The organism is Vibrio sp. SCSIO 43136, assembly GCF_023716565.1.
Classification (GTDB): domain Bacteria; phylum Pseudomonadota; class Gammaproteobacteria; order Enterobacterales; family Vibrionaceae; genus Vibrio.
The window spans coordinates 1,347,794-1,365,012 of record NZ_CP071848.1; the positions used below are offsets into that span (position 1 = coordinate 1,347,794).

At 45.7% G+C, this 17,219-nt stretch carries 13 protein-coding genes; 2 read left to right on the forward strand and 11 right to left on the reverse strand.

Annotation, left to right across the window (positions count from 1 at the left end):
- Window positions 1-69: 69 nt before the first annotated feature.
- Window positions 70-567, reverse strand: coding sequence for a fasciclin domain-containing protein (locus J4N39_RS06335; protein WP_252023179.1), 498 nt, complete (start codon window positions 565-567; stop codon window positions 70-72).
- A gap of 187 nt (window positions 568-754) precedes the next feature.
- On the opposite strand from J4N39_RS06335, the gene J4N39_RS06340 reads away from it, so the two are divergent.
- Window positions 755-1,003 (forward strand): DUF3297 family protein, encoded by a 249-nt coding sequence (locus tag J4N39_RS06340; RefSeq protein WP_252023181.1) that lies wholly within the window; start codon window positions 755-757, stop codon window positions 1,001-1,003.
- A 71-nt stretch (window positions 1,004-1,074) separates the two neighbouring features.
- On the opposite strand, the gene J4N39_RS06345 is transcribed toward J4N39_RS06340, so the two are convergent.
- The 5 genes from J4N39_RS06345 to J4N39_RS06365 form a co-directional block, all read right to left on the reverse strand.
- Window positions 1,075-1,794: a 3'-5' exonuclease gene (locus J4N39_RS06345; RefSeq protein WP_252023183.1), complete on the reverse strand. Its 720-nt coding sequence runs from the start codon at window positions 1,792-1,794 to the stop codon at window positions 1,075-1,077.
- 7 nt (window positions 1,795-1,801) lie between these two features.
- A complete protein-coding gene (locus tag J4N39_RS06350) occupies window positions 1,802-3,682 on the reverse strand; it encodes a DUF294 nucleotidyltransferase-like domain-containing protein (RefSeq protein ID WP_252023643.1) in 1,881 nt (626 codons plus the stop codon).
- A 107-nt stretch (window positions 3,683-3,789) separates the two neighbouring features.
- Entirely contained in the window at window positions 3,790-5,334 is a 1,545-nt protein-coding gene (locus J4N39_RS06355; protein ID WP_252023185.1) for a methyl-accepting chemotaxis protein, read from the reverse strand.
- A gap of 191 nt (window positions 5,335-5,525) precedes the next feature.
- Window positions 5,526-6,716 carry an amino acid aminotransferase gene (locus J4N39_RS06360; protein WP_252023187.1) on the reverse strand — a complete coding sequence of 397 codons (1,191 nt, stop codon included), beginning with the start codon at window positions 6,714-6,716 and terminating at the stop codon, window positions 5,526-5,528.
- A gap of 206 nt (window positions 6,717-6,922) precedes the next feature.
- Window positions 6,923-8,425: an HD-GYP domain-containing protein gene (locus J4N39_RS06365; protein ID WP_252023190.1), complete on the reverse strand. Its 1,503-nt coding sequence runs from the start codon at window positions 8,423-8,425 to the stop codon at window positions 6,923-6,925.
- A gap of 355 nt (window positions 8,426-8,780) precedes the next feature.
- On the opposite strand from J4N39_RS06365, the gene J4N39_RS06370 reads away from it, so the two are divergent.
- A complete protein-coding gene (locus J4N39_RS06370; RefSeq protein WP_252023192.1) occupies window positions 8,781-10,520 on the forward strand; it encodes a methyl-accepting chemotaxis protein in 1,740 nt (579 codons plus the stop codon).
- 64 nt (window positions 10,521-10,584) lie between these two features.
- On the opposite strand, the gene asnS is transcribed toward J4N39_RS06370, so the two are convergent.
- The 5 genes from asnS to J4N39_RS06395 form a co-directional block, all read right to left on the reverse strand.
- Window positions 10,585-11,985, reverse strand: a complete 1,401-nt coding sequence (gene asnS, locus J4N39_RS06375; protein WP_252023194.1) for an asparagine--tRNA ligase — start codon at window positions 11,983-11,985, stop codon at window positions 10,585-10,587.
- Between the two features lie 98 nt (window positions 11,986-12,083).
- The gene (locus tag J4N39_RS06380) at window positions 12,084-13,703 is read right to left on the reverse strand and encodes a methyl-accepting chemotaxis protein (protein ID WP_252023196.1); all 1,620 of its coding nucleotides are present in this window, start codon (window positions 13,701-13,703) and stop codon (window positions 12,084-12,086) included.
- A 187-nt stretch (window positions 13,704-13,890) separates the two neighbouring features.
- Window positions 13,891-14,367, reverse strand: coding sequence for a GNAT family N-acetyltransferase (locus J4N39_RS06385; protein ID WP_252023198.1), 477 nt, complete (start codon window positions 14,365-14,367; stop codon window positions 13,891-13,893).
- 56 nt (window positions 14,368-14,423) lie between these two features.
- Window positions 14,424-15,785, reverse strand: a complete 1,362-nt coding sequence (locus J4N39_RS06390; protein ID WP_252023200.1) for an L-serine ammonia-lyase — start codon at window positions 15,783-15,785, stop codon at window positions 14,424-14,426.
- A gap of 135 nt (window positions 15,786-15,920) precedes the next feature.
- On the reverse strand, window positions 15,921-17,174 hold the full coding sequence (locus tag J4N39_RS06395; RefSeq protein WP_252023202.1) for an aromatic amino acid transport family protein: 1,254 nt from the start codon (window positions 17,172-17,174) through the stop codon (window positions 15,921-15,923).
- Window positions 17,175-17,219 lie beyond the last annotated feature (45 nt).

Sequence of the window (17,219 nt, forward strand, 5' to 3'; positions counted from 1 at the left end):
CAACGTCGCATGGGGAGTGATTAAGCAGCAAAAAGAATGGCGCAGCGGTGGGGCTGCGCCATAGGGTGTTTACTGTGGGATTAGAACGGTGTCGATGACGTGGATGACGCCGTTACTGGCTTTTACGTCGGTCGCAATGACATTCGAGTCATTGATCATTACGCCACTGCCGCTTGCAGTCACGTCTAACATTGCGCCTTGAACTGATTTAGCATCATTTAAGGCGACGACATCTGAGGCCATCACTTTGCCTGAGACTACGTGGTAAGTCAGAATAGACACTAACTTGTCTTTGTTTTCTGGCTTGAGCAGCATTTCAATGGTGCCATCAGGGAGTTTGGCGAATGCTTCGTCAGTGGGCGCAAATACAGTGAACGGCCCATCGCCTTTCAGTGTATCGACCAAGCCGGCTGCTTTTACGGCTGCTACCAGTGTGGTGAAAGACTCATTCTTGGCAGCTACGTCAACGATATCTTTTTTCATTCCGTGGTCATGAGCGAGCGCTGCTTGAGAGAGAAATAAGCTGGCTATAGCAACGGAAGCCAATGTTGATAGATATTTAAACATGTTGTGATCCTTTACTTATGTTGGGTTAGTCACGAAAAGTTTTACGAGGTTTGGATTAAAAGGATCGAGTTAGATTGAATAGGTAAACGGCAATCGGTAAAGGGCTTAAATTTGGTGCGGGAAATCGTTGAGCGCAAACCAGACTTTGCTTACAATGGCGCACCTTTTACAAACCAGGTTAAGAATCATGAGCGACGCTAACCAAAAACCAGAATTACCAGATCATCTATCAGGCAACCCACGTAGCCCACATTTCGTGGAAGCGTGCTTCGAGCACCATATTGGTATTCGCCTAAATGGTAAAGAGCGCACTGACGTTGAAGAGTACTGCATCAGTGAAGGTTGGGTTAAGATCCCTTCTCCAAAAGCAAAAGATCGCTTTGGTAACCCAATGCTTATCAAGCTAAAAGGTGAAGTAGAAGCGTACTACAAGTAATCTAAATGCTTGCTAAATAAGATAGTTAACACACGGCACATGCCGTGTGTTTTTATATGGTGGCATCAGTATTAAACCCAGATATCACCGATTGGAGTCTCTGGGTCGTAATGGTACTGGATTTGTGCAATGAGAAGCTCTGCGGTGGCCATTGCATCAGTCAATGCGTGGTGTGGAGGATAGGCTGGTAGTCCGTAGCGCTCTCGGCTGGAACCAAGGCGAATACTCTCCTGCTTTTTGCCTTTCAAACGATTGAGCAACCCCCCGTTTTTTCTCTGCTGATGGCGATTCTCCAAATCCATGGTATCTACCATCGGGAAGGTTATACCCTCTCCCCATCGAGCTTGAAGAGCCTGATCGAGAAAGTTGCGCTCGATGTATTGGTAGTGCACTACGACAATCTTTCCTGCCAGAGCTTTGAGCAGTTCACCGATGATACGGTCAAGATCGGGGGCATTAAGAATGTCACTGTGAGTAATGCCGTGTATGACAACCGACTCTTCTTCTAACGGCGAGTTAGGCTGAACAATCCAATGCTTGGCTTGACGGCAATAAATCCGCTTTAAGGTGAACGGGACGAGACCAACACTGACGATATCATCTTTTTCCGCATCTAGACCTGTCGTCTCAAAATCGAGTGCGACAAATTCTACGTTGCTCACTGGTGTGTTTTTGGCAGGCGTGCCTGCTTGGTAAAAATCTTTGAGCCTTTGGTCTTGTGCGCTGACGAGGCGAGATTCTAGGATTTCTACCCAGTTTGGACTTGGTTTTTGAGTGAGTCGCTTTAACATGCCAAACCTACTTAAATGTATTTGCCTGATAGCGGAATTTTAGGAAATTCTGCCCATTACTGAGAATTTGGAATGCATCTTTTAAGTTTCGACGTTCGAAATCCGATAAGTTGTCGGGTTCCACATTGTTGTCAGGCTCGATTTGGTTTTCGACATCGATGGCTTGATGACGAATTCGAACCATGGAAATAAATTCCATCGCATCACGTAAATCCTGAGCTCGACCTTGCGGCAGTATGCCCGCATCTTGAATATCATCTAGGCGCTCAAAGGAATTCTTTGAACGAGAACCAACAGCAAGAGCGTGCACGCGAATAAGGTCCGCAAGTGGGGCTGTGCCTCGTCGTTTCAAGTTCATAGAGTTTTTGTGGCGGCCATCTTTTTCCATCACAAAGCTTTTGAAGAACCCAAGTGGTGGAGTGCGGTTGATTGCATTTCTAGCCAGACATGCGAGGAATCGGTTGTTTTTACGCGCCCTGCGCAATACGAATCCGTTGAGCTGTTCCGCCCATTTGAGGCGACCATAAACGCCATCCAAATCGAAAAATATCGAAGCATTCAACAGGGCTTTCGGGTTTGGATTATCGATCCAGTCGGCAAAACACTCTTCCCACTCGGTGCGAGTCATGCGCCAAGTAGGATTGGTTGCCATGATGTCTCCAGTGCAGTAGCTGTAGCCACACTTGGCTAAGCCATCGCAGACAAATTTGGCAAATTTTGCAAAATACTCTTCGTGTTTCTCAGGGTTATAGCTGTTGTCGAGAATGATGGCATTATCTTGGTCGGTCACCAATAACTGTTCATCACGGCCCATTGAACCTAGGGCAATAAAGCAGTAGGGGATAGGGGCAGAGCCGAGTTCTTCCTCAGCCAGTTCAATTATACGTTGTTTGAAACTTCTACCGATAACCGACATTGCACTTCCCACCATGTGGGTATTGGCATCTTCATTTACTAATCTTACAAAGCTGTCTTTGACTTGCTCTGACAATGTCGCTAGTTCTTCGATAGTCTGTTGCTGGAAAATACTGCTTACTAATAGCAAGGAGTTCTGAGACTCATAGCGGACAATATCTTGTACTTCGATAATGCCCAGAGGTACTTGGTTTTTTATCACAGGTAAGTGATGGACGTTAGTACGCAACATAGCCAACATAGCTTCATAAACGTAGGCATTGTGATCAAGTGAGATGACGTCAACCGTCATCACTTTTGCTACCGGTTCTTGAGGCGATAAACCAGCCGCTAGCACCCGAGTACATAAATCTCGGTCAGTCACAATGCCCATGAGAGGATTGTCATCTTCATCGTCACGGCTTTCGAGATCACTGACCAAAATAGCGGAGACATTTTCCTCAGCCATCATTTCTGCAGCTTGTTGAATGGTTTGGTCGTGATGAATGATCACAGGCTCTCGAGTGATCAAAGTTCGCAGCTTAGAGGTGGTCAGGTCATTGGCATCCTGGGTGGTCGAAACCGCTTGTCGAAGTCGAGCAGAGTCTTCAACCTCGACAAAATCGGCGAAGGCATCAAACTCATCGTAAAGCTGTTGGAAGGTTTCTTCTGGAATGCAATAAACTAACGTATCTTCAATCGCTTTTACCGGAAAGCGTACTTTGTTGTTGGTCAATAACCCCATTTGACCAAACAGATCGCCTTCATCGAGACGGTTATACAACTCACCATTACGTCGATACACTTCCGCAACACCACTGCGCATCACATACAAATCGCGAATATGGTCACCAAAATGAATGATGGGTGTATCGGCTCGAAAGTAAGAGATCTCAACCTGTTGACTGATCTCGGTTAGCTTCTCTTCGGGAAGTTGATCAAATGGCGGGTACGTTGATAAAAAGGATTGAATTTCAAGAATTTCAGCTTGCATACGGTGCTCGATGCTTGGGGTTTTGCCCATCGTAACCAATGCTGAGGGGAAAAAAAACCGCCCAGCGGGCGGTTTTGACGTAATAGGCAATTCATAAGGTTACATGGTTAGTTTTTGAACTGTGCAATCAAGCGTTGCATTGATTCTAAGCGTTCGACTAAGTTCCCAGTGCGCTCAACCGAGCTGTTAGCGCTTTGGTTGGTATCATTGGCAAGGTCTTGAATGTTGACCACATTACGATTGATCTCTTGGGTCACGCTGGCTTGCTGGTTAACGGCGGTGGCGATCTGGTGGCTACTCGCCGTCACGTTGTCGAGCATGTCCGTTATTCGGTGTAGCACTTGACCTGTTTCTTCAGCTCGCTGGTTGCACTCGCCAGACAAAGCGCCGCCTCTCTCCATCGCTTCAACCGCTTGTTTGGCGGTGGCTTGTAGCTGGCGGATCATCTCGTGGATCTCTTCTGTCGAGCTGTGAGTTTTCGAGGCTAAATTGCGCACTTCATCTGCGACCACTGCAAAGCCTCGTCCGGCTTCACCCGCTCGGGCTGCCTCAATGGCAGCGTTCAGTGCGAGCAAATTGGTTTGTTCAGAAACGCTGCCAATAACATCCAAGATTTGCTCAATTTTTTCGCTGTCTTGAGACAACTTATCGACAATATAACGAGAAGATTCTAGCTCTTTTGCCAAGTTGCTGACTGCTGCTATCGTGGTTTCAATCATCGCCAATCCATTGCTTGATTCTAGATTGGCATCGTCAGTTGCTTTGGAGGCAGCGACTGCACTGTCAGAGACTTCTTGTATGGAATGGGTCAGCTCGGTAATGGCGGTTGCGACTTGGTTAGTCTCATCACTTTGTTGATGAACTTGCTGATTGATGGTTTGCGCATTTGCCAGCTCATCTTCTGCCGATACCAGCAATTGTCCGGCAGTTTCTTCGGTTCTTGCAGCTACCGCCCTTAGCTGTGCCTTTCGCATTTGCAGGGCAAGCTCTATAGAAGAAAGGTCATCAAAGTGCCCTGTGTATGGGTATTCCATCAAGCTGTTATCGTAGGAGTCTGCTGCTGCTTTTTGCATGTTTGCGATACGGCTTTTCAGCTGAGATGAAACAGTCAAACCGATAACAGAAAACAGAGCAAAAATGACATTGAATAGGTTAAAACCTTCCATCGCTATAGATGCAAAACTGGTCAACGTAAGCAGCGACATCACGCTAACAAGATAAAGTGACTGGCGAGTTTTAAAGCGAGAAGAAAAAGGCAGTGAGCGGCCTTTGCGCATTGCGGCGTAGAGTGATTCAGCACGGTTAATCTGCTGCTCGGTAGGCTTACTACGTACGGATTGGTGCTCAATAACCTGCCCATCTTTATTCAGGATTGGCGTCACGAAAGCAGAAACCCAGTAGTGGTCCCCGCCCGCACAACGGTTTTTTACCAACCCCATCCAGCTGTTGCCTTGTTTCAAGTATTGCCATAGCTGGGCAAACGCAGGCTTTGGCATGTCTTGATGGCGAACGAGGTTATGTGGTTGACCAAGTAATTCTTCTTGTTGGTATTCCGCTACGTCACAAAAATCTTGGTTAGCTGTGGTAATGATACTGCTGGGATCTGTCGTCGATATCAGATTAAAATCATCTGGGTAAGACTTGTTTGCCATTTATGAATTCCCTTTAAATTTATGTAATTCCATAAGTTAGTAGGAAATTACCACGGAAATCTGGCCTTAATGAGGATCTATATCAATAACAATGAATCTATAAAATAATATTCACATAGTAAATGGAAAAATATGATTGCAAAAAAAGCCAGTAGCTAGGCTACTGGCTTCTTGATACCCAATGTGCAGAATTATAAAACTGCAGCGATCCCTTTACATAGCGGGCCCATGTTTGACTTAGTCATACCAGCAACACTGATACGGCCAGAACCTACGATGTAAATACCAAACTCTTCTTTAAGACGGTTAACTTGCTCTTTGCTTAGACCAGAGAAAGAGAACATGCCGTTTTGACGCTCGATGAAACTAAAGTCTGCGTCAACACCTTCCGCTTTCAGAGTCGACACAAATAGCTCACGCATCTCTTGGATACGGTCACGCATTTCAGCCACTTCTTGTTCCCACTCTGCACGCAGCTCTGCATCGTTTAGGATGTATGTCACAACCGCTGAGCCATGCGCTGGTGGGTTAGAGTAGATTGAACGGATGATGCCCTTCACTTGAGAGAATGCCGTTGCAGCTACATCTGCTTCTTTCGCCACTAGAGTGAACGCACCGACACGCTCATTGTATAGGCCAAAGTTCTTAGAGAAAGAGCTCGCAACTAAAATCTCGTCATTGTATTTAGCAAATGTACGAAGACCCGCAGCATCTTCTTCTACACCTTTAGCAAAACCTTGGTACGCAAAGTCAAATAGTGGGATTAGGCCCTTATCTGCACACAGCTTAGCAAGTGTTTCCCACTCATCCGCTGTTGGATCGATACCTGTTGGGTTGTGACAGCAGCCGTGTAGAAGAACAAGATCACCTGCTGCAGCGTTCTCTAGGCTTGCGACCATCGCAGCGAAGTCTTTGTCTTTCGCTTCTGCGTTGTAGTAGTCGTATTGTGCCGTTTCTAGACCAGCAGCCGTGAATACACCGTTGTGGTTAGCCCAAGTTGGGTTAGAAATCCAGATACGTTGGCTAGGTAGGTGGCGTTTAATGAACTCACCAGCAACACGTAGAGCACCTGTACCACCTGGTGCTTGCGCAGTTTTGGCACGCTGACTTGTAACGATGTCTGAGTCAGCACCGAAAAGCAGCTTTTGCACTGCTAGACCGTATTCTGCAGTACCTTCAATCGTTAGGTAAGACTTGGTCTTTTCGATTTCTAGAAGTGCAGCTTCTGCTTTTTTTACCGTCGCTAGAACAGGGGTTTGACCCTCTTCATTCTTGTAGATACCTACGCCAAGGTTAATTTTCTCAGCGCGAGCATCTTTCTTAAACTCTTCAGTAAGGCCAAGGATAGGGTCCGCAGGTGCGGCAGTGACTTTTTCAAACATGATAATCGGCGTCCGTGTTGATTTCGGTTAAGGGAAAGATAAGTTAGTTATACCTTTCACGCCTTTTTGTTACAACAGCATTTCCACCAAAAGTTCTATTTAATTTACTTTCGGTGGCTTCTATTGATTAGCCTCATAAAAAAGTCAGCAAAAATCGTCAAATTGGTCGAATAATTACAACATAACCTAGATTTATTGCCATCAAGTTATCCGACCTGTGGAGTTAGTTCCGTCATCAGCTCAGATGGTGTTTCTTCGCTTGCCGAGTCTTTATATGTTGCTGCAATTTGGACGAAGGTATCTTCGATAGCGACAAAAGCTTCTACAATTTGTGGGTCAAAATGTTTGCCATTGCCCTCTAAGATAATCGCTTTGGCTTTTTCATGGCTGAACGCAGGCTTATAAACACGTTTCGAGATAAGGGCATCGTAGACATCAGCTAAAGCCATTAATCTGCCTGAAAGTGGAATGTCACTACCACTCAGGCCAACAGGATAACCACTACCGTCCCATTTCTCGTGGTGGGTTAGAGATATCTCTTTCGCAATGCGAAGGAACGAGCTGCTGCCCATCTGTTTTTCAGCAATAGAAAGCGCTTGAGCACCAATGACAGGGTGCTGTTTCATCACCTCAAATTCCTCGTCAGTCAATTTTCCTGGCTTTAAAAGCACTGAGTCAGGGACTCCGACTTTACCGACGTCATGAAGTGGAGCGGATTTATAAAGTAAGTCAATGTACTCTGCCGTCAGCAGCGATTGGTGCTCTGGTTTGCTGGCTAATTGGCAAGCGAGAGCTTTGACATATTCTTGAGTTCGCAGAATATGGGCACCCGTTTCATTGTCTCGAGATTCAGCGAGTGCTGCCAAGCTGGTGATAGCAACATCACGCGTGGTCACTACCTCATCTTGACTATCTTGCAGGCTATCTAACATTTGATTAGTTAGAGCAGCCATTGAGCCAAGTTCATTGTATTCGAACACTGGAAGGCGGGTGTCGATCTTACCCTCGCTGACTCTAATCAACGAGCTCTCTTGGCTGAGCAGTACTTTCTTCATCAGTTTGCTCCAACGAACCATGATCGCAATGGTGTAACCACCCAGCACAACGGCGATGTAGGCAAACTCTTTAATGATGCTAACTTTGCCAGTCCCGTCGGCGATTCTAGCTGGGTTATTCTCGAGCCAGAAAACGTCTTTTAGTGCAACAAACGACAACATGGTGGTTAAACAGGCAACCAATAAGGCGATGAGCCAAATCATCTGCTTGACCATCGACTGCCTCTCTCCTTGGAAGGACTCAAGCGTTTTTCCAACAGAGAGTGTTTCATCGAAGCAGACGTACTTCGCATTAAGTTGCAGCAAGGTGCCACTGAAGAAACCAAACAGTGTCATAGTGCATAGGACTTTCAGATTACTGTCGAGTGGAAACTGGAACATGGTGTTGTAAAACACCGCAAGAGCAAAACCAAACAGGGCAAATAGCAATGTATCGAGCTTGGCGTGCTGAAAGTTATTAATCCAGTAGTGGTTAGCCAAAAACAGATGTCGCACACCGAACATGAGTAAGAAAGTGATGGAGACGTGTGTGGCGACTTCCATTAAGGTTAAGGTCTCAAGCATTGGGCAGATCCGCCCACCATAGAATGCAAACAATACGGCGGAAAGGGCATAGAGCGATGCTGTCTGCTTTACATTGTAGTGATTTTCCATATAGCTCAATCCTGCGTTGTTTCTGGCTTACCTGTACTGGATGCATTGTTGAATGCTCGCAGTTTATAATAATGGCATCGAGATAAGCTTGAACGAGTTAGTTGTAATCCACATGACCGTCATCACATCATATATCTTTCAAAGCTAGCTCAAATATTAAACTTCTGGCATAAAATACTTGTCGCAAGGCAGTAACCTTAAACTTTGACTGGTCTTTGTGGCAGTTATTGCTCATTTTCGATCACATAAAACAACATAAAAGTACAATAATGCTCAATATAATACACTAGTCACAACTCTGGATTTAAAATCAACTTACCTTATGGCCAACTTTTTGTGCTTAGGGAAGAGGTTGATGAAAGGCCTGTCATTTAAAACCAAACTTTACACCATTGTTGTCACTATCATTTTCGCAACTGTGCTCACTAGCTATTTTTCAGCAGAACACTTTATTCGGACACATATTGAGAGTAGTGGCTCGGAGGTTGTTCAAGAAAAGCTGCAGATCCTCAATCAGGGAGTGGCGGATAAGCTGAACAATAGTTTCCAGCAAGCAAGATCATTGGATGTTAGTTTCATTAATGTTCGAGAAATCGTTGAGAAAACCGAGTTTGAGAACATCACTAAGATATCGGGTGATTTTGTTTTTGATAAAGAAGGTTTGGTCGAAGATAAATCGCAAGTTAAGGCATTGCTAGCGAGATCAGCTAGTGTATCCGCTCCCTTATCAGCAAATGAAGTCACTGAAGAAAACGGCAACAAGCTGCTAAAAATCATCGCTAAATTGGACGATGGTAGCATCCTGATATTGGACCTTGATTTGAGTTTCATCACCGATTCGCTCGAGCAGGCCAGTGGTAATGGCGATTATTTAACTCTAAATACAGCTAACGGTGAAACGGTATTTACTAACCGTATATCTGGGGATTCTTTGGCTTTCGAATCGCAGTTGGATGTTCTAGGTGATAGCTGGGTACTTACCGCTTATTTAGACCGAGCCGTAGCTGTAGCCAGTGCAGAGTCGATCAGTGGGAAAATCACCAAAGCTCTGTTAATCGCAGCCGTTATCATTGTGCCTTTAAGCATGCTGCTAATTGCGTTGTTGCTAAAACCTATCGCATCGTTACAAAAAGTGGTTAACGATCTTGCTTCCGGAGAGGGGGATCTTACCCAGCGTTTGGAGGTAAGCTCGAGTGACGAGTTTGGGAAAATTTCCAATGATATTAACCACTTCATAGAGAGCTTACAGCAGATGATTGCGGGTGTTAAAGACTCTTGTGAGCAAACCAGCCAATCTATCTCTTCTTTGAGCGGACAGAGTCAGGATAATCAAACCTTGTTTACTTCGCATCAAGCAGAAGTCGACTCGGTAGTGACATCGGTGAACGAAGTGAGCGCAACCTCAGAAGGTATTGCTAACGATGCACAGTCTGCAGCGGACCTGACTGAGATCGCAAAGCAAGAGAGCGATCAATCGAAGCTGGTCGTAGAACACGCCATGTCGAGTATGAGCGAACTACTGGCAGAAGTGGCCAATACTTCCAGCGCTATCGTTGCTATGAGTGAAGATACCCAACGTATCGAGTCGGTGTTGCATGTGATTGGCGATATCGCAGAACAAACCAACTTGCTTGCGCTTAACGCGGCGATAGAAGCTGCACGTGCAGGAGAGCAAGGTAGAGGTTTTGCCGTCGTTGCAGATGAGGTAAGAGCACTGGCTTCAAGAACTCGTCAAAGCACTGGTGAGATCAACGAGATGCTCAGCAAATTGCAATTAACTAATAACTCCATGGTTTCAAGTATGGAGACGACTCGAGAACGATGTGAGCAGGCTTCAGAGCAGACTGGTAAAGTAACGGTGACGTTGGAGTCAATGAGTGAGTTTACTCAACAGATAAACCAGTTGGTGGTCCAGATCGCCATGTCTGTCAAAGAACAAAGCGTAGTCACCGAACAGGTGAACCAAAACATGGTGACCATCAATGAGATGGTGCAGGAGTTGGTTAACAATGGCGAGACAACCATAGATCAAACCTCACAACTGACCGACCAAAACCAAGCGCTTCTTGGATCGGTAGCCAAATTTAAGGTGTAACCTTGGGCAATAAAAAAGGATGAGCTTAGCGCTCATCCTTTTTTACTATTTCACGAAACTTAACTTAGAAGTTTGCGCTACGTGGTGTGCGTGGGAATGGGATCACGTCACGAACGTTGCCCATACCAGTTACGTAAGAGACTAGACGCTCAAAACCTAGACCGAAGCCAGCGTGAGGTACAGTGCCGTATTTACGTAGGTCGCGGTACCAGCTCATGTGCTCAGGATCGATACCTACTTCACGCATACGCTCATCTAGGATATCTAGGCGCTCTTCACGCTGAGAACCACCGATGATTTCACCAATGCCCGGTGCAAGTACGTCCATTGCCGCAACTGTCTTGCCATCATCGTTCGCACGCATGTAGAACGCTTTGATATCTTTCGGGTAGTTTTTCACGATTACTGGTGCTTTGAAGTGCTCTTCAGCAAGGTAGCGCTCGTGCTCAGAAGACATGTCGATGCCCCACTCAACAGGGAATTCGAACTCACGACCAGAATCTAGAAGGATCTGGATTGCGTCAGTGTAGTCTACTTGTGCAAAGTCAGAAGAAACGAACTGCTCTAGACGAGTGATTGCTTCTTTATCGATGCGTTGAGCGAAGAACTCAAGGTCATCACGACACTCTTCAAGTACCGCTTTGAATACGAACTTAAGCATATCTTCAGATAGCTTAGCTACGTCCTCAAGGTCAGCAAATGCAACCTCAGGCTCAACCATCCAGAATTCCGCTAGGTGGCGGCTGGTGTTTGAGTTTTCAGCACGGAACGTCGGGCCGAATGTGTAAACTTTGCTTAGAGCACAAGCGTAAGCTTCTGCGTTTAGCTGACCAGATACAGTAAGGAAAGTCTCTTTACCGAAGAAGTCTTCGTTGTAATCTACGTCGCCTTTATCAGTACGAGGTAGGTTTTCCATATCTAGCGTAGAAACGCGGAACATCTCACCAGCGCCTTCTGCATCAGATGCAGTGATCAATGGAGCAGATACCCAGAAGAAACCTTGCTCGTGGTAGAAGCGATGGATAGCTTGAGATAGGCAGTTACGAACACGCGCTACCGCACCAATGACGTTAGTACGTGGACGCAGGTGTGCAACTTCACGAAGGTACTCAATTGAGTGACGAGTCTTCGCCATCGGGTAAGTGTCAGCATCTTCTACCCAGCCAACAACTTTCACTTCAGTTGCTGCAAGTTCGAAGTCTTGACCTTTGGCTGGAGACTCAACAACTTTACCTGTTACTTCGACAGAGCAGCCAGTGGTTAGCTTAAGTACTTCGTCTTCGTAATTATTCAGATTATTAGGGACCACGGCCTGAATCGGGTCGAAACAAGAGCCGTCATAAATGGCAAGGAAAGAGATTCCAGCTTTGGAATCACGACGTGAACGGATCCAACCGCGAACAGTGATTTCACTGTCTACTGCGATTTGGCCGCCTAGTACGTCTTTTACAGGCGCGTAAGTCATGTTGTGTTTAATCTCCGTTGAAGTCACAAAATTAACCCGTTCGTCTTGAACGGGCTTTGTAGCATGAACCTGACAGTTTACCTGTCAAATCATTCGCTTCAACCTTTATTATTGCCTGTTAGGGTAAATTGGTTAAGTAATGACTCCAACTGCTCAGATAGGTGTTCAAGATATAGACAGATCTCTCGAGTTTTGCCCGCAGAGTATGATGTTTGGTCAGCGTGAGATGTGATTTTGGTGACCCTGTCACTTATGGAAGTGTTGACCTGAGTTTGCAACTCGACTTGTTGCTTAATGTTATTTGCATGACTGTTGGCTTGCTCCATTTCTCCTACAACACCACTGAGTGTTTTAGATAGTTCTTCAATCGTTTTTGCTCTTTGGTGAGCGTTATCAGAGACTAAATCTACCGAATCTAGGGAACGTTGACTGCCCGCTTTAAACTCCGCAATGATAGTTTCGATATTACCTGTGGCTTCTTGAGTACGACTGGCCAACTGTCTAACCTCATCGGCGACTACCGCAAAACCTCGTCCATGTTCTCCTGCACGCGCAGCTTCAATGGCAGCGTTTAAGGCGAGAAGATTGGTCTGTTCGGCGACGCTGGTGATAACGGCAAGAATGCTAGTCACTTGTTCAGTCTGACTGTTAAGTTGGCTGATATGCCCCTTTACATCATCAATGTCCTGAACAAGATCTGTGATGTCTTGACTGGCTTTATGGGCGCTGGTTGCGCCATTTTCAGCGGTTTCAGTGGTGTGAGTAATAAGAGTCGAAGCGTCATTGGTGGCGGTTTCAATCTGAGCCTGCTGCTGTTGAAGTTCTACCATGCCCGATTGTACGTCAGACGTTTCCTTGAGCTGATCGTTCGTCGCTTCGTCAGTTTTAATTGCCACTTCAGTCAGCTCTCCGGCAGCCATTGCTAGGGCATGTGAGGTTTTCTGGACTTGGTCCATCCCATCAGCCATAGCATCAAGTAGAGAGTTAACATCTTGAGTGAGTTGGCCAACTTCATCAGTACGATTAGACACCATACGCTGGGTAAGATCTTTGTTGGAAGCAATGGTATTCATGAACTTAGATGTGATCTTGAGTGGCTTAACCACAATTTTTCGGATCATCATCAGAGCTAAAACAAACCCGATAGCAGCTATCACCGTCATAATCGCGACCGCGATTACCGTGCGTTGGCTTACGACTTTGTTGACCTCATTGAGGTTGTACTCCATACGGATAACACCAAGCACTTCACCTTCTTGCGACATATGACAGGCATTGCAGTTGGTGCCTCGATAGTTCTCGCTTGATTTCATTGGTAGGGCAACCACTAGACCTTTGCCCCAGTCAGCTTGGTAGGGTTCAATGACGGTTTCCCCTTGTAGTGCTCTTTTATCTATATCATCTTTCGCTAGTTGACTTTCGTTTGCAGCTCCGTATAGCTCATTGACTTTCTGCGCACGGATCACTCTTACTTCTTCAATACCATCTTGGGCGAGTGCTTTATCACGTAAAGTGGCTTTTTGCGCCATGGTTCCTGTTAACATCATCATGTTGAGGCTGTCGAAGTAATTGCTGGCTTTGTCATGCAGTTGTTCACTCAAAACAGAATTGAGTAACTCTCTTTGTTGGTAGTATTGGTAGCCTGTTGACGTTGTTAAGACGAGGGTGAAAACGCCGACGAGCGTAATGAGCAACTTGGAAGTGATCGAAAATTTCATCGTTATCATTCTATTCTTATGACCTAGCTGACGTTAATTATAGGTTAAGTGCGGGTTCGTAAAATGTTTTGACGATGTAGATTGTGATAGGAGCACGATTGACAGTCTTAAAACGTGCTATGAGTAGGGGTATTTTGATAATTGGCTCAGTTGAGCATTAAAAAACGAGCAATAAATGCTCGTTTTGTTAAGGCGTAGAGTTCGCTTTTCTTAATACAATGAAGCGTTTGCCATCGTTGTCGTAAAATGACTGTTTGGCATCTTCAAAGCCTGCATTTTGGCAGCACTTGATCACCGCCTGGTTATCTTTTTCCGCAAGAACGCATACCGAGGAGACGTCTGGATAGGCGGTATACATGTATAAAGCAAGGCGCTCAAGAGCCGCTTTACCATAGCCTTTATTTTGAAAGTGTTGGTCGATAAAGAGGTTCTTTAACTCGACTTCTTGTCTGCCTGCAAAAGTGTATTTTTTACTGAAACCCAAATCGAGAGCAAAAAAGCCGATCATTTTCCCATCTAGCGTAATGGAATAAATCACGTCTTCATTTGAGCGGTGCTCGTACAGGTACTCAAAAGTTTCTACATAGCCTTGTTGCTCAGGTTGTACGTTGAGCTCCATCAGCGCCGAGAAGTGTTTTAGTTTTGGTTTTTTAAGCGCAATCATAACTGACCGTGGTAATCGATATAAAAAAAGGCATGGATGACCATGCCTTTATTGTATTAGCAGATGACTTTGATTGCCAACCCGCCTTGCGATGTCTCACGATACTTGGCGTTCATGTCTTTACCTGTTTCTAACATAGTTTCGATCACTTTATCCAAACAAACGCGAGGCGCAGAAGCGCGGCGCATCGCCATACGGGTTGCATTGATTGCCTTTACAGCTGCAATACCGTTACGCTCAATACATGGAACTTGTACTTGACCAGCAACAGGATCGCAAGTTAGGCCAAGGTTGTGTTCCATTGCGATTTCAGCCGCCATACACACCTGCTCTGGGCTACCGCCCATTAGCTCTGCAAGGCCCGCAGCGGCCATAGAACAGGCAACACCAACTTCACCCTGACAACCCACTTCAGCACCAGAGATAGAAGCATTTTGCTTGTAAAGACCGCCAATTGCGCCAGATGCAGCAAAGTAACGTGTGTACTCTTTTTCAGACACTGGTGAAATGAACTTGTCATAGTAAGCAAGTACCGCAGGGATAATACCACACGCACCATTAGTTGGAGCTGTTACAACGCGACCACCAGCGGCATTTTCTTCGTTCACGGCAAATGCATACATGTTCACCCAGTCAACAACGGTCATTGGGTCGTTGCTTAGACGCTCACCGGTTTTTAATTGTTGGTGAAGGGCTGCAGCACGACGAGGCACACGTAAAGGACCCGGTAGAACACCTTCAGTCGACAGACCACGTTCGATACCTGCCTTCATGGTTTCCCAGATCGCTTTGAACTCATCTTCGATCTTGTTGGTGTCTTTAACCACTTTTTCATTTGCCATGACGAGCGCACTGATCGACAAGCAGTTGTCATTACAAAGGTCGACTAGCTCACGAGCGGTGTTGAACTCGTAAGGTACGATCACTTCGTCTTCAGAGGTTTTACCAAAGTTCTCTTCATCGACAATGAAACCGCCGCCGATAGAGTAGTAGGTCTTTGAATGGAGCAGTTCATCACCTGCAAAGGCATGAATTTGCATGCCGTTTTCGTGCAGTTCTAGGTTGTCTGTGTGGAAAACCATGTTCACATCGTAGTCAAATTTCGCTTCTACCTTGCCATGAGCAAGAGGCAGAACTTTGTTTGATTTAACGTTCTCAATGAAAGTAGGGATGGCGTCAATATCCACACTCTCAGGTAGGTTGCCAGCTAAGCCAAGAATAATGGCAATATCCGTATGGTGGCCGATTCCCGTTAGAGAAAGAGAACCATAAACATCCACTTTAATATGAGTCACATCGTTAAGACGACCTAATTCCTCTAGGTCATTAACGAAAGATTCACCGGCCTTCATTGGCCCAACTGTATGTGAGCTCGAAGGCCCGATACCGATTTTATAGATGTCAAATACGCTGATCATTTTTATTTATACCTGGTATTGATAACCAAAATTGACGGGCAAAATCCTATTATTTTTATTGGAAAACTGCCTAGTCAAAGGAAAGCAAGCCCCGCTACAAGATGCAGCAGGGCTTAGTATGATTTCTGTATCAGATTACAGTGCGCCGTAGATTACCGAAGTAATCGAAGCAAGACCACATAATGCTGTAAATACTTGCGCAGCTGCTGAAGTTTTGTACTTCGCCATCGCAGGCACTTTCTGCATCGCAAAGATTGGCATTAGGAACAAGATTGCCGCAATCATAGGTGCGCCCATAGTTTCGATCATGCCGAGGATAGATGGGTTAACAATTGCCACAATCCAAGTGGTTACCACGATGAAGATAAGTGATGCTTTCTCGATACGGGCAACAGGTGCTTTCGAGCGAGATTTCACTAGGCCAACCAAACCTTCATGAGCACCTAGGAAGTGACCAAAGTAGCTTGAAGTGATTGCAGCGAATGCAACGATTGGGCCTAGGATAGAGATCAGAGGTGAAGCGTGGATGTTTGCTAGGTAAGAAAGCACGCTTAGGTTTTGCTCTTGCGCTTGTGCCAGTTGCGCTGGAGAAAGCGATAGAACTACAGAGAACACGAAGAACATCACAAAGCCCATCAGCATCATTGCTGCGCCACCTGTGATCATATCGGTTTTCTTAACCGCATCATCACCGTGTTGTAGACGTTGTTCTTTGGTGAACTGGCTGATCACAGGGCTGTGGTTAAAAGAGAATACGATGATTGGGATCGCAAGCCAGATAACAGAAGGCATAGTGCTCCAATCTGGGGCTACTTCGATCATTGACGTGTTCCAGTCAGGGATCAGGTAAACAGACAATGCCAGTAAGATTGCTACCAATGGGTAAACCATTGCAGACGTAGCTTTGAGCATTAGATCTTTACCAAATACCACACCGCAAGTCATTGCTGCGATTAGCGCTCCAGAAAGGATTGGACGTGGAATCGTACCGAACCCCATTTGGTTTACTAGGAAAGAATCGACAGTATTGGTGATACCTACACCGTAAATTAGAACAATTGGGTAGATTGCAAAAAAGTAAGCAAAAGTGATGATATTTGCGCCAGTCTTACCAAAGTGTTCTTCAACGGTGTCCGTGATATCGGCTTCTTTGTTTGATGCTGAAAGAACGAAGCGAGCGAGGCTCTTATGAGCAAACCAAGTCATTGGCAATGCTAGTAGGGCTAGCATTACTAGAGGCCAGAAGCCACCAGCGCCAGCTTTGATCGGTAGGAACAGTACACCTGCGCCAACCGCTGTACCGAACAGGGAAAGAGCCCATGTAAAATCTTTATAGGTCCACTTGGACTTATTAGTGTTAGTGGCGACTGTATTTGTAGTAGTAGTCATAGTTAAAAACTCGTGAAATTTATTGGGAACAGGAATTTCGAGCGC